This window comes from Thermostichus sp. OS-CIW-32 (genome assembly GCF_054060415.1).
In genome coordinates this window covers 16,149-29,407 of the sequence record NZ_JBSSDD010000002.1, presented here as the reverse complement: position 1 = coordinate 29,407, position 13,259 = coordinate 16,149, and the positions used below count along the sequence as shown (strand labels likewise).

Below are 13,259 nucleotides of genomic sequence, written 5' to 3'. Positions count from 1 at the left end.
TCTTCAAAGGAGGTGATAGCCTGTTATTCACAAGTATTCCGACCGGTTTACCGGAGATCACCAATGCCCCCCATGATCCCATCCGAGGCCAAGCGCTCCAAGGTGGAGCAGATCAAGGCAGACAGCCACTTTCTACGGGATCCCCTTCAGCAGGAGCTGGCCCAAGACACCACCCACTTCAGCGAAGCAGCGGTGCAGGTGCTGAAGTTTCACGGGGCTTACCAGCAGGACGACCGGGATCGGCGGCAGCAGCGAAAGCAGGAGGGGCTGGAGCGGGCCTATTCGATGATGTTGCGCACCCGCATCCCAGGGGGACACGTGCCCCCCCAGCTTTACTTGACCCTGGATCGGCTGGCCGATGAGTACGGCAATGGCACCCTGCGAGCCACAACGCGGCAAACCTTTCAGTTGCATGGGATCCTCAAGAAAAACCTCAAGGCCACCATAGCCAGCATTCTCAAACAGATGGGATCCACCCTGGCCGCCTGCGGCGATGTCAACCGCAACGTGATGGCACCGGTTGCCCCCTACAAAAATCGCCCTGCCTATCGCTATGCCCAAGAGTATGCCCGCAAGCTGGCGGATCTGTTGGCTCCGAAGACCTCTGCCTACTACGAGATCTGGGTGGATGGGGAGCCGGTTCCCATCCCACCGGTGGATGAGGAAGTGCGGGAAGCAGAGCAGTTTGTGGGCAACGGGGTGCGCCTGGAGGGGCCAGAACCTCTGTATGGCCCCGTCTATTTGCCCCGCAAGTTCAAGACAGCCATCACCGTAGCTGGGGAAAACACGGTAGATGTGTACTCCCAGGACTTGGGCTTGATTGTGCTCACGGATCGCAAGGGCAACTTGAAGGGCTTCAACATTGTGGTGGGTGGGGGCATGGGGCGTACCCACGGCAAGGAAGAAACCCAGCCCCTTTTGGCCCAAAAGCTCTGCTTTGCCCCGCCGGAATCGGTGTATCGGGTTTGCCAAGCGGTTTTGGCGGTACAGCGGGACTACGGCAACCGCTACGACCGCAAGCAGGCGCGGTTGAAATACTTGGTGAGAGATTGGGGGATCCGCAAGTTTCGCCGTGTGGTCGAGCAGTACCTGGGGGAGAAGTTGTTGCCCTTCCGGCGCATGCCCAAGTTTGTCCCCAACAGCGACGACTACCTAGGCTGGCACGAGCAGGGGGATGGCCGTTGGTTTTTGGGCATCTCCATTGAAAATGGCCGCATCCAGGACACCCCAGAGCGACAGCTCAAAACGGCACTGCGCCGGATTGTGGAGGCGTTTTCTCTGGACATGCGGCTGACCCCCACTCAGGATTTGCTCTTCATCGACATTGCAGAGCACCAACGGGAGGCCATCAACCAGATCCTCAAGTCCCACGGGGTGCTCTCCAAAGAAGAGATCCCTCAACTGGTGCGGCTGTCGATGGCCTGTCCGGCGCTGCCCACTTGCGGCTTGGCCATTACTGAGTCGGAGCGAGCTTTGCCAGGGCTGGTGCGCCAGTTGGATCAGCTGTTGCAGGAGCTGGATCTGCAAGATTCGCCCTTCTTGGTACGCATGACCGGCTGCCCCAACGGCTGTGCCCGACCCTACCTGGCCGAGCTGGGATTGGTGGGATCCGCCCCCGATGGCTACTACCAGATTTGGCTGGGAGCCAGCCCCCGCGGGGATCGCCTGGCGCAAGTGTTTCAGGAGCGGGTGCACATTAGCCAGATCGTGCCGCTGATGAGAGTTCTCCTGCAGGCCTACAAGCAGGAGCGCCGTCCTGGCGAGAGCTTCGGCGACTACTGCCACCGGATGGGGATCCCCTATTTGCAGGCCCAAGTTCAGCAAAGGGATGGCGTTTTTGCCTGAAGGGATCCCTCAAAAACGAGACCAAGCCTGTAGCCATTCCCGGAGCGCTTCCAGCCATCCAATCGGTTCGGGCTTGGCTGCTTCTGGAGCTTCCTCCTCGCCAGCCGGCAAGCTAACTTGGTCAGGGTGCACCCTGTAAACTCGGATGGGTTTGGCGTTGGGAACGGGTTTCACCGAAAGAGGCTCCACCTGCAGGAGTTGCCCTTCCAGGGCTCGATACACGGCTGCCGAGATGAGCAACCGGGAGCTCTGTTCCTCAGTCTGTTCCCCCCCTTGCGAAACATCCTCAACCGACTCCAGCCAGGTGGCAAACTGAACCGACTTCCCGAAGGCGGACAACCGCTGCGGATCTTGGGGATCAATGGGGAGCAGAAGAACCGGGCCGTGGTGGATCCCGATGGCAAGCTTGACCTGCGGGTAGGAGAGTTGCCGCAAACACCTGTTCAACTCCACCACCGACTGCCCAAGCGCCAATCCCGCCTGCAGTGCCTGCTGTACGGCCAGCTCGGGTTGTTTGAGACCAAACAAAGCCAGACTTCTCAGCCCGCTCTGGTTGGCCAGTACTCCCCCATATTGCTGCACCAAGGCCCCCATTTGGGTGAAGTAGCGACCCAAGGTGTAGACAACATCGTAGGGAAAGTTCTCCTCGTCGAAGTTGGCCGTCCCCCGCAGGGAAGCGCTGAGAATGGCGGCGGTGACTTGGCTGCCGACCGAGTGGGCCTGCAATTGATGTTGGGCCACTTCCACATCTGCTTTATCGATCACCAGCCGTTGGAGGGTGACATCTCCAGTGATGCGGGTTTGACAGGCCAGACGAATATGTACAGGAAGGTCTAGCCGTTGAGCTAACTTCTTCTCGGCAGGAGTCATGCTGCGGCAGTTTTGGCTGCCTTCCAAAATCAGGATGCGACAGGTGGAGCAGGCGGCATTGCCCCCACAGGCATGGACATGGCGCACCCCCGCCTTGAGCAGATTTTCCAGAACCGTGAGCAGGGGATTGGCTTCCAAGGTGAGGTTGTCGGGGTAACAGGTGATCCGCATGGTTAAGAGGGAGTGAGGGGTGGCAAAAAGATTCAGCACTACCTAAATTCAGTACGGCATTGCCCTCCCCTTGGATGCTGTTTTCAAAAGTTTTGGGTATTGGGTAACCTCACCCCGCAGCCTGCCCCGGCGCCGATGATAGAGTACAGAGGAGTCTTCTGCGCGAGCCCTTTATGCCTCAGTCCAAACCCCAAGAATCCCCAGCCCGCAAGCTCCTCAACATTTTGCTGCTGGTGGTGGGCACGGTAACTTTCTTGGGCTTCTCCTTTGGCCCGCTATTCCAGGCCCTCGGGCCTTCCGAATCTCCAGAGGCCAGCCTGGTAACCGAGCAACTGCGGGCCCAGGCAGACGGCTATCGCGTCGTGCTGGAGCGGGAGCCGGATAACCCCATTGCCCTGCGGGGGTTGATCGACACCCAACTGCAATTGAACGAGCCGCAAGGGGCCATTGAGCCGCTGAAGAAGCTGGTACAACTGGAGCCCGAAAATCGGCAACTGAGAGCCTTTTTGGCCGAAATCCAGCAGGATACGGGGGATTTTGAAGGGGCATTAGAACAGCTCCAGATCCTTTACGAGGGGGATCCCAAAGATGGCCAGGTGCTGCAGCAGTTGGTGGATGTGCAGCTAACCCTGGGCCGCACCTCTGAGGCCATTGCCCTGCTGGAGAAGCATCTTGAAGAAGTGCCGGAAGATAATGATGTACGTTTGCGCTTGGCCTTTGTCTACGCCCGCAACAACCAGACTGAGAAAGCTGTAGTCCTCTACGACAAGTTGATTGCGGCGGATCCCAGTGATTTCACCCCCGTGTTGGGCAAAGCCATAGCCCTCAGCTCCGCCACCGATGAAAACCTACGGGCAAAAGCGCCTGAGCTGTTTGAGCAAGCAGCCCGGCTGGCCCCGCCCCAAGTTCGGGAGCAAATCCAGCAGCAAGCAGAGATTTATGCTCAGGTGAACCGGCCCCAGACGGTCGAGAGGCAAAACGATAACCCCACTCCCTGAGCGGGTTTTCAACCTCTGGGCTAATCCCGGGGTTGGTAGGATCCTGTTGGTACCATGGCAGTTCTGAGTCGACCCAATAGAAAGAGCTACGGAAAAGACTCAAGCGCCTTTTCTACAGAGGGGTAGATTTCGTAAATGGCATCCAAGCCGGTGATGGAGAAGAGCAGCTTGACCTGCTCCTGCAGGCTGCAGAACTTGAGTTGATAGCCCGAAGCGCGGCAATGGCGATGCGCCCAAACCAGAACCGACAACCCCATGCTGTCGATCAGGCTAACCTGACTAAGATCCAACAAGAAATGTCCCGGTTTCTTGGTGAGAATTTGGCTTAGCTCTTTCCGTACCTCGCGGGCAATCGCGGCGTTGAGCCTTTCACTGTGCAATTTCACAACTGTAACAGGGGATCCCTTGTGGCTGAGCCGGATGAAGACATCCATGAAGAGCCCGGCAGGTTTGAGGGGGAATGGGCACAGGCACGATGCAACCAGACTGATTTTGAATTGCTAAATCACCATGAGTATGAGTTTGTCCTCCCTGGGCTTCTCTTGCAAGCATTCTTGGACACTTTTCCCTTACAGGTTAGAACTGGCATGAACGGGATCCCTGCCTGGGCTGGAGATGCTGCCGCCCTGAGTCTATTGGTTATGCAAGTGCCGATGCTGGCGGTGCTGCTGGCGCGGCTGCTGCCCTCTTTGCGGCGCCCTTCCCCTCTGCCTCCCGGTCAGCCTGGGATCCCTTTGCAGCCGGGCTTGGTCAGCGTGTTGTTGCCCACCCTCAACGAAGCCGAGCGCATCGATCCCTGCCTGGAAGGATTGCACCAACAGAGCTCCGTCCTGCGGGAGGTGCTGGTGGTGGACAGCCGCTCTCAAGATGGCACCCCCGAAAAAGTGCTGCAGATGGCCAAGCGGGATCCCCGCTTTCGCCTGCTGACCGACGATCCCCTCCCCGGCGGATGGGTGGGCCGCCCCTGGGCTTTGCACTACGGATTTCTCCAGTCGGATCCGGCCTCTGAGTGGATCCTGGGCATCGACGCCGATACCCGCCCCCAGCCAGGCTTGGTGGAGCGCCTGCTGGAAACCGCCCAGGCCCAAGGTCTGGATCTGATCACCCTGGCACCGCAGTTTATCTTGCAGCACTGGGGGGAAGGCTGGCTGCAACCGGCTCTTTTGGTAACCCTGATCTATCGCTATGGGGCAGCCGGAGACAGGGCTACCCTGCCAGAACGGACGATGGCCAATGGGCAATGTATGCTGGTGCGCCGGTCGGTGCTGGAAGCGATGAATGGCTACACAGTGGCGCGGGCCTCCTTCTGTGACGATGTCACCTTGGTGCGGCAGATTGCGGCAGCCGGCTTTAAAGTAGCTTTTTACGACGGTCGGCACCTGCTCAAGGTGCGCATGTACACTTCTTTTGGCGAAACTTGGCGAGAGTGGGGGCGGTCTTTGGATTTGAAAGATGCCACCCCTGTGGCCCAGTTGTGGGGGGATATAGCTCTCCTCGTCCTCACCCAAGGGATCCCTGGGCCGGTGGTTGTAGGGCTGTTGGGCAAAGCCGGGATGGGGTTTCCCTTTTCCCTGACGGAGCAGGTGCTGCTGGGGCTTAACCTAGGCTTACTGATTCTGCGCTTAGGTGTACTGCTGGGCATTCGCGGCTCCTATCAGGATCCCCCTTGGACGTTCTGGATGTCGCCTCTGGCGGATCCCTTGGCCGTTCTGCGGATAATCCTATCTGCCCTCAGCCGGCCCCGCTCTTGGCGCGGGCGCACCTACTAGGAGAGCCCTCAATCGGCTATTGCCTCGGGATCCACGCCCAACTCCCGCAATTTCGCGGCTAGGCGCTGCTGTTCCAGACGGGCTTGTTCGAGAGCTGCCTCTGCCGCCTCGGCCCGTTGCCGTTCCTGTTCAGCCCGCTGCCGCTCCTGTTCGGCCCGCTGCCGCTCCTGCTCTATATGTTCACTCCCCCACAGCAGCAAACTCCCATCGGCAGTCCACCACCGCAACCAGTTGGCTTTGGTCTCGGCTTTTTGTCCCCGCCACACCCCCAAAAACAAGCCAATCTCCGGGATCCAGTAGCGACGGTTTTCATCCGCCGATACAGGGGTATAGCGGCCATTCTCCAGGCGGTAGACATCCAGCTCACCGGTTTTGGGATGAAAGATTACATAGACAGGCACCTGCAAAATGCGCTCGTAGAAATACCATTTTCCATAGGGATAGTGGGGATTGATGGAGTACTCGCCGCCCTCGGTTTCGGAGATGAATTCCATCACAATCGCCGGGGGATTCCCTTCTAAGTGTGGGGTATAGCTGCGGCGGATCTCTCCTTCGGGAATCGGCTGTACTGCGGGCACATAAACCCAGTCGGGGGCTTTCACCACCACCTTGTCCCCGACAGTGCTGCAAAGGCCAAAGTTGGAGGCGATCAAAGCCTGGGCAGGGATCATCTGAGCGAGTTCCAATGCCTCACGCAGAGCAGCAGCCAAAAGGGGCTGTAAGGTGCTTTCCACAGGCTCATCCGGCAAGGGAAAGTCTTCCGGCAGTTTTTCCCATCGAATGGGAGGTAGGGGCGGGGTGAGCCGAACAGGAGAGAGGGTCATGGCTTAGGATACTCATGGTGAGAAGGTACATGAATGCCTTTTGAATAACTCAAAGCACTTGCTGATATCAACCCCAGGCAATTCCACAAGGCTGTTGCAGGCTAGGACGGATTCAGTCATCTCGACTGCCAATCCATACGGTTGAGATATGCTTGGGGGCAATGAGCAAGTTTTTCGGCGTCTTCCTTGGATTCAGCAAGAGAGCGTATGCCAGAACTTGAACCCACTTCTGCCCACATCCTGGTGATCGAAAGCGAATCCAAGCTGGCCCGTTTCCTAGAGACCGAGCTGGCCGGTGAGGGATATCGAGTCAGTGTGGCCAGCGATGGCACGGCGGGGTTGGCGGCAGCCCGCAACCATAGCCCTGACTTGGTGCTGCTGGACTGGATGTTGCCCGGGATCTCAGGCCTGGACCTTTGTCGGCAGCTGCGCTCAACGGGCAACCGCGTGCCCGTGGTGCTGATGACCGCCAGAGATGAGGTGGCGGATCGGGCAGCAAGCTTGGACGCTGGGGCGGATGACTACGTGGTCAAGCCTTTCAGCATTCAGGAGCTGCTGGCTCGGATACGGATCTATTTGCGGCAGCCAAGGCGATCCCGCGACGGCCAGTTGGTGTTCATGGATCTGATTCTGGATCCCGTAACGCGGGAGGTAACCCGGGGAGAGCGACAGGTGGAGCTGACGGCCAAAGAATACGACCTGTTGCGCTACTTGATGGAACACCCCCGTCAGGTGCTCACCCGCCAACAGATCTTAGAGCATGTGTGGGGCTGCGACTTCACGGGCGACTCCAATATCATCGAGGTCTATATTCGCTACTTGCGCCTCAAGATCGAAGGCCCAGGGGAGAAGCGCCTTATCCAGACGGTGCGCGGGGTAGGCTACGTGTTGCGCGATTGACATGCCCCCCGCCCCAAAGAGCAAGGATTCTGGTTCCTGGTTCTGCGACAGCACTTAGCTGTATCAGGTTTCCCCTCCACGACGGCGGTGCCTATCTCCCCAGTCGTTCCCCCAAGCGCTCCGCGCCGCTAGCGTGAAAGACTTGGCCAAGTGGTGATTTCTCACCAAGTTCTGCACCTGCAAGTCCTCATAAACCACAATGTCGTGAGACATTCCCACACACTGGGCTAGCTCAATAACCCGGTCTCTACGCTGGCGCCAGACTTTGATTTGGTTGAAGTGTACCTCGCCAAGCCGCTTCCTCTACTTGTGGTAGTTGCTGTATTGAGGTTTTACCCCCTTCCTATTCACGCCAGCGGGCCGTGGGCCTAACTTTCTGCTCAGTCTTCTTTGCTGTTGCTTCAATCTCCTTTCGGCACGACGCAAAAACTGGAGACACGGCACAGCTTGCCCACTGCTGTCGCCCACATCCAGCCCCACCACCTGGCCGGTGTACTCTGTCATCCAAGGCTTGGTACTGCGCTGGAGTGGCGTTGAGGAGTTTGGCTTCTCTGACCAGCGTGGGTGTATCTTATCGCAGGTCTAACAGGGCAAAAGCCGTCCTGGAAGGGCGGGGCTTCAGGCCTAGCTTCTTGGTAAAGTTTGGAACTGCCCGCATTCGGGATTGCCTTAAACTTCTCTTAAATCCTGTTTCACAGGTAACTGCTAGCATGAGGCCAACTTCACTCCCACCCCCGGAAAGGAAGGCCTTTATGAACTGGCTGATGCTGCTTGGTCTGCTTTGTCTTCCTGCCTCTCTGTTTTCGTTTGTTGAGTATTTGCGCTCCCAAAGGTTGGTTCAACAGCTCTCTGCAACTCGGTTGCTCAAGATAGCCGAGCTTCGCCATCTCGGTCAGACCAACCCCCAGGCAAAAGGAGCAAACTTGGCTCAAGTTTACGGCAGGGTTGTGTGCGATCGGCCTTTGGTATCGGAACTTTCGCGACAGCCTTGCGTCTACTACAAGTCTGAGATCTCTTGGGAGTATGACGAGATCGAATGCTATCGAAGGTATTTGAATAGCCAAGGCGATGTAGCGTATAGCGAACGGATCAGCGAAGGCGAATATCAGAACGCTCTACGCTTGGGATCCCGAGCAAAATCCTATCCGGGGGAGATGGTCGGGAAAAAGCCCGGCTTGGGCTACTCTGACTCCGGTTCTTTTCAGAAAAGGGTTGATCCCGACTACTCTAATTCTTTTCCACAAAAGCCCAACCCTGGCTACCCCGGTTCCGGTTCTTTCCAGAAAAAGCCTGGTTACCCCGACTACCCCCAGCAGCTTGGCTCTCCAGGCTATCCTCAAAAATCGCCGTTTTCCGAAGTAAGCTCTCCCCAAAAACACTACGCCAACGTGTATTACGATCCGAGCACAGGTCGGGAATATCTCCTTGAAAGAGAGACGAGAACGAGAGACGAAACCCTTCACTCGGTGGTTCGCCAGATCCCTTTTTTCATCGAAGACGAAACTGGAAGGGTGAGGGTGGATCCCACAGGTGCGGAGATAGAGGCTATGTCGGTTGTGGATGAGCATATTTTTCCAGGAAAAGGGCCCAGCCGGTTCAACTTCAATCTCAAGCGCTACCTTTCCGGAGTGAGAACAGAAAATCGCTCCACCCGAGCTTTTATCTATAAGGAATGGGTGATTCCGGTGGATGCGATGGCGTTTACCATGGGGCAGGTGCGTTTTGAGGCAGGGGATCCCGTGATCCGAAAACCCCTTTCTGGGGAAAGGTTTATGATTGCCCCCAAATCCCCTGAAGCCCTCTTGGAAGAGCAGCGCTCCAATGCCAGCAGCTACCTGGTGGGATCCGTCGTCCTGCTGGGTATCGGCATTTTCACCGTGCTCCACCTGCTGCAATCCCTGCAGCCTTATCGCTAGTTCCTGCCCAGGCAGAGGGAAGCCTACTGCCACTCACAACGACAAACCCAGCTTGAGCCCAAGCAGGGCATGGGCAAACAGTACACATAGAATGAGGCTGCCCACATAGGCATGGGTGGTGCGCAAAGCAGCGCGGTTGCCCCCAAAGCCGCTGAGGGACAAAGCTCCATTCACCGCCAACAACAGCAACACCAGGGATCCCGTCCAAAAATGGGGGCTGCTCAACAGGGGCTTCCCTTGCATCACCAGAGAAAGAAGGCCGCCAGTGTAGCCCAAGGCAATGAAGGTGGCCATCCAGGGGGCCAATTTGCGGTGGTCAAGCAGAGGCTTCTGGGCCGCTTCCGGCAGGGATCCCTCTGGCGCTGTGGAGGCGGCTGCCAGACGCAAGGCCCGTCCTCGCCACCCAGTCAGGCCGACAAAGCTGCCCATCACCACCACCACGATCCCCATCATCAAGGGGTGACCCCATTGCACAATGGGTTGGGGCAAGTTAAGGCCGGCAAAAAACTGGGCTACGGGCTGCAAGGTGGCGGCTAACCCATCCGAAGCTGCCGACAGATCCGGCAAGGCCAAGCTCAACAGGTTCATGGCGCTCCCTCTACCTCCGCAATAAATCTACAGCTGCTTAACAAATCTACAACACCCCAATTCTAGAATGGGAGGACATCAGTGATCTCCCTCAATTCGTTGAAGGGAGGACGTCAGCTGACCCATGCCAGCGGGAAGCTTCTGGTGGGCACCTGGCAGCGGTAGAATGTCTGACGGTAAAGCTGTGGCTGTGAGCGGCTCTCTCGCCACTGAGTGCTGAGCAAAACGGAGTTGTTGAGATGGCCAAGTTGTTGTTGGGGGATCAAGCCTTTGAGGTCGAGCTGCTGACGGATGTGCCCACCAATTGGCCGGGAATTAAAGTCATGTCTAAGGGGGCCAAGCTGGACATTCCAGCGGGAACTGTGGTGAAGGTGGAGGCCGAGGATGACCACATAGCCGGCTCCTATAAGGTGGTCTATCGTTTGGCGCCTGCCTATCCCCGCAGCTGGCGGCTACTCCTGGAGCGGGAGAGCGTCGCCACGGCGCCTCAGGTGGCATCGGCTCCAGAACCAGAGGTTGCTCAGGCCAGCAGCTCAGAAGGAGGGCTGCCCAATAGCGATAAAATCTTCGCCATCAAGGTATCCGGCCTCGTGGGAGGAGGTGTGCGCAGAAGTGTTGTCGAGTACAAAGTGCCCTTCAGCCGCCTTTCCCAAGAAGTGAAACGGATCACCCAAATGGGAGGCAAGATCGTCAGCATTGCCGAGTCCAATCTGCTAAGCACCCTTGAGTAGCGGGCGGCTTCCTGGGAGGTTCTGGGTTCTTTCAGGCCACCCGTCCAGGCCGTTCTGGTTCAAACAATTTCAACGAGGGATCCCTGTAGAAAGCATGCGGCGATTTCTCCCCTATCCTCAACCTGAGGATGGGGTGGTAGGCTGGCGTTGGTTTTGCCGTTGCCTGGAAGGCTGCCTTTTCCTGCTGTCCTGGGGGTGGGCTTTGGGTAGGAAAAGGCGTTCCGGCGAGGGCTGAGCTTTTGCAATTGGGAGTGGGGAGTGAGGCCATGACATCTCGACGACAGCCGACGCGCTTGGGAGGGTCGATGCCCCAAGGCCATGCAGGCTTTGGGTCAGCAAGGGGATCCCAGCCGTACCCCTCGCCCACTCCACGACAAAGCTTTTCCTCTTCCTCTCGACGTCCGCTGGCCAAGTCTCGACCGAGGTTACTCCCCTTCTTAAGCTTGCTGGTGATCCTGCTGGGATTTGGGGCTGGGGCCCTGGTGGCCTGGGCAACTGCTCATCCCGACTGGGTCAGCCGCCTGCCGGGGCTCTCGCCACCTCTAGCGGAGATCCCTGCCCCCCGCGCCCACGCTAAAGCGGCTCAACAGCGCTTGCCCATCTCCTTAGAGACCCAACTGGAGCGGGATCCCTTTGCTTTGGATCCCTTGGCCAGCCTTTCTTATGTGCCCGCCATCATGTATCACGATGTGGTGGCTGGCCGCAAGCAGGTCTGGTTCGACACTACGGCGGCGGAGCTGCGGCAACACTTTGAGGCCATTAAGCAGGCGGGGTTGACCCCCATCCACATCGACCAACTGTACAAACACCTGCGGGACGGGGATCCCTTGCCCGAAAAAGCCATTTTGCTCACTTTTGACGACGCCTACCTGGGCCTGTACGAGAACGCCTACCCCCTTTTGAAGGAGTACAACTACCCCGCCACCTACTTTGTGCAAACCGGCTTTGTCGGCGTGCCCACCAGCAAGGATCACTTCACCTGGGATCAGATGCGGGAGATGGATGCCAGCGGGCTGATTGACTTTGCCGCCCATACCGTCAACCATCCTCCTGACCTGCGGGTGCTAGACGATGCCCGTCTGCGGCGGGAAGTGTTCGACTGCAAGACCAAGCTGGAGCAGGAGCTGGGCCACCCCATCCACTACTTTGCCTATCCCGAAGGCAACCGGGACGAGCGGGTGAAGCAATACCTGGCCGATGCCGGTTACCGGATGTCTTTTACGATGGATCCCGGTTTTACAGGACAATCGCCCAACTTGCTGGAGGTGCGACGCTTTAACCAGTTTCGCATCACCGAGGCCATCATTGGCGCCCGCGCCTTCACCCTCAACCGCAGCCCCGACTACCGGCTGGATGTGACGCAGCCTCTGGCTCTGACCGACGAGATCATTGACGGGGTGCGGGTGCTCACCATCCGCGGCGGACGGGCAGCCACAGTGCACGCAGAACGGCGCTACGAAGTCAGGACGTTGGTCCAGCGCTACCAGGCCGATGCCGGCATCAATGGCAGCTTTTTCTCTATCCCTTGGATCAACTCTGCCAGCAATGTCATGGTGGGGCCGGCGATGGCTGCCAACCACAAGACCTTCATCCCCGGTCGCCCCGAAGATGACAAGGTGCTGCGCGGTCGCCCCCTGGTGCTGCTGGGCAGGGATCGCATCCGCTTTGTGCCCTTCGACCCCGATACTATGACCCGGCTTGAAAACATCCGCCAGTTGATGCCGGATGTTACGGATCTGTTTGTGGCGGGCCTGTGGCTGGTTAAGGACGGCCATGCCCTCTCCCAGGCGGAGATCGATTCCTTCCGCCTCTCTAGCGCCGCCGAGTTTCGCCCCAGGGCTTTCTTTGGGGTGGACAACCAAGACCAGGTAGTGATCGGAGTTACCAAAACCCACGTCAACGCCGCCATCCTGGCCCGTCTTCTGCCCAAAAGTGGGATCCGCGAGGCGGTGCTGCTGGACTCTGGCTTTAGCACCTCGCTGGTCTACCAAGGGGAGATCCTCGCTACTGGCCATGCCGGCCCCAACCAGCCCAGCCGCCCTGTGCCCCATGCCATTCTGCTCTACGACCTGAACCGCCTATGGGCAAGGGATCCCCATCCAGAAGCCGAGGCTGGCTCTGAGGGAGATCGGCTGGAAGGGCTGGTGCAACTTTTGCCGGCTAGCGACCAAGAGGCAGCCAGGGCCCAACTGAAGAGCATTCTGGCCGGCCAGCGCACTGTGAGGCAGGGGGATCGGGGCCCGGCCGTAGTGGCGGTGCAACTGGGGTTGAGCCACCTGGCTGCTCAGCAGGGACGGCTGGATCTGCTCCCCTCTGGCCCCGATGGCGTGTACGGCCAAGAACTGGCCCAGGCAGTGGCGGAACTGCTGCTAGCCGAACCTGGGCGCAGTGAGATGGGATCCCCCCTTCCAGCCACCCCTACCCCCCTGGTGGCCGGAACGGCGACAGCCCGCCAAGGGGTGGACATCATCGATGCTCAACTGCTGCGGCGTCTGCTGGAGCGCGTTAACTTGGCCTCTCCCTCGGTACTGGTGGATACGCGCTTAGAACGGCCTGCCCTATCCCTGGAGCGCAAGCCAACCCGGAAACTGCTGCCCAGGGTTGCCTTCGGGCAGGACTAAGTCTTGTCTTCGCCTTCCAACCTAGG

The 13,259-nt window shown here is 58.5% G+C and carries 12 protein-coding genes; 7 read left to right on the top strand and 5 right to left on the bottom strand.

Annotated features, from left to right (window positions below):
• The first annotated feature begins 63 nt into the window (after nt 1-63).
• Entirely contained in the window at nt 64-1,845 is a 1,782-nt protein-coding gene (locus tag ACVWY8_RS02665) for an NADPH-dependent assimilatory sulfite reductase hemoprotein subunit (protein WP_457396791.1), read from the top strand.
• 9 nt (nt 1,846-1,854) lie between these two features.
• On the opposite strand, the gene ACVWY8_RS02660 is transcribed toward ACVWY8_RS02665, so the two are convergent.
• On the bottom strand, nt 1,855-2,925 hold the full coding sequence (locus ACVWY8_RS02660) for a 2Fe-2S iron-sulfur cluster-binding protein (protein WP_457396790.1): 1,071 nt from the start codon (nt 2,923-2,925) through the stop codon (nt 1,855-1,857).
• 134 nt (nt 2,926-3,059) lie between these two features.
• Between ACVWY8_RS02660 and ACVWY8_RS02655 the strand changes: the two genes are divergently transcribed.
• Nucleotides 3,060-3,884, top strand: coding sequence for a tetratricopeptide repeat protein (locus tag ACVWY8_RS02655; RefSeq protein ID WP_414416701.1), 825 nt, complete (start codon nt 3,060-3,062; stop codon nt 3,882-3,884).
• An 86-nt stretch (nt 3,885-3,970) separates the two neighbouring features.
• On the opposite strand, the gene ACVWY8_RS02650 is transcribed toward ACVWY8_RS02655, so the two are convergent.
• Entirely contained in the window at nt 3,971-4,318 is a 348-nt protein-coding gene (locus ACVWY8_RS02650; RefSeq protein ID WP_457393268.1) for an STAS domain-containing protein, read from the bottom strand.
• A gap of 153 nt (nt 4,319-4,471) precedes the next feature.
• On the opposite strand from ACVWY8_RS02650, the gene ACVWY8_RS02645 reads away from it, so the two are divergent.
• Nucleotides 4,472-5,653, top strand: coding sequence for a glycosyltransferase (locus ACVWY8_RS02645; protein WP_457393270.1), 1,182 nt, complete (start codon nt 4,472-4,474; stop codon nt 5,651-5,653).
• Nucleotides 5,654-5,661: 8 nt separating this feature from the next.
• Here the strand turns inward: ACVWY8_RS02645 and ACVWY8_RS02640 are convergent, their stop codons facing one another.
• Entirely contained in the window at nt 5,662-6,477 is an 816-nt protein-coding gene (locus tag ACVWY8_RS02640; RefSeq protein ID WP_457393272.1) for a Uma2 family endonuclease, read from the bottom strand.
• A 207-nt stretch (nt 6,478-6,684) separates the two neighbouring features.
• Here ACVWY8_RS02640 and ACVWY8_RS02635 point away from each other — a divergent pair, with 207 nt between their 5' ends.
• Nucleotides 6,685-7,377 carry a response regulator transcription factor gene (locus ACVWY8_RS02635; protein WP_457393274.1) on the top strand — a complete coding sequence of 231 codons (693 nt, stop codon included), beginning with the start codon at nt 6,685-6,687 and terminating at the stop codon, nt 7,375-7,377.
• 63 nt (nt 7,378-7,440) lie between these two features.
• Here ACVWY8_RS02635 and ACVWY8_RS02630 read toward each other — a convergent pair whose 3' ends face one another.
• Nucleotides 7,441-7,590, bottom strand: a complete 150-nt coding sequence (locus ACVWY8_RS02630; protein ID WP_187147255.1) for a hypothetical protein — start codon at nt 7,588-7,590, stop codon at nt 7,441-7,443.
• A gap of 497 nt (nt 7,591-8,087) precedes the next feature.
• Here ACVWY8_RS02630 and ACVWY8_RS02625 point away from each other — a divergent pair, with 497 nt between their 5' ends.
• Complete coding sequence (locus ACVWY8_RS02625; protein WP_414416699.1) at nt 8,088-9,293, top strand: E3 ubiquitin ligase family protein; 1,206 nt, start codon at nt 8,088-8,090, stop codon at nt 9,291-9,293.
• A 33-nt stretch (nt 9,294-9,326) separates the two neighbouring features.
• On the opposite strand, the gene ACVWY8_RS02620 is transcribed toward ACVWY8_RS02625, so the two are convergent.
• Complete coding sequence (locus ACVWY8_RS02620; protein WP_011431843.1) at nt 9,327-9,881, bottom strand: DUF4079 domain-containing protein; 555 nt, start codon at nt 9,879-9,881, stop codon at nt 9,327-9,329.
• 239 nt (nt 9,882-10,120) lie between these two features.
• Between ACVWY8_RS02620 and ACVWY8_RS02615 the strand changes: the two genes are divergently transcribed.
• Nucleotides 10,121-10,612: a phycobilisome linker polypeptide gene (locus tag ACVWY8_RS02615; RefSeq protein ID WP_071818135.1), complete on the top strand. Its 492-nt coding sequence runs from the start codon at nt 10,121-10,123 to the stop codon at nt 10,610-10,612.
• 266 nt (nt 10,613-10,878) lie between these two features.
• Complete coding sequence (locus tag ACVWY8_RS02610) at nt 10,879-13,233, top strand: polysaccharide deacetylase family protein (RefSeq protein ID WP_457393276.1); 2,355 nt, start codon at nt 10,879-10,881, stop codon at nt 13,231-13,233.
• The last annotated feature ends 26 nt before the right edge of the window (nt 13,234-13,259 follow it).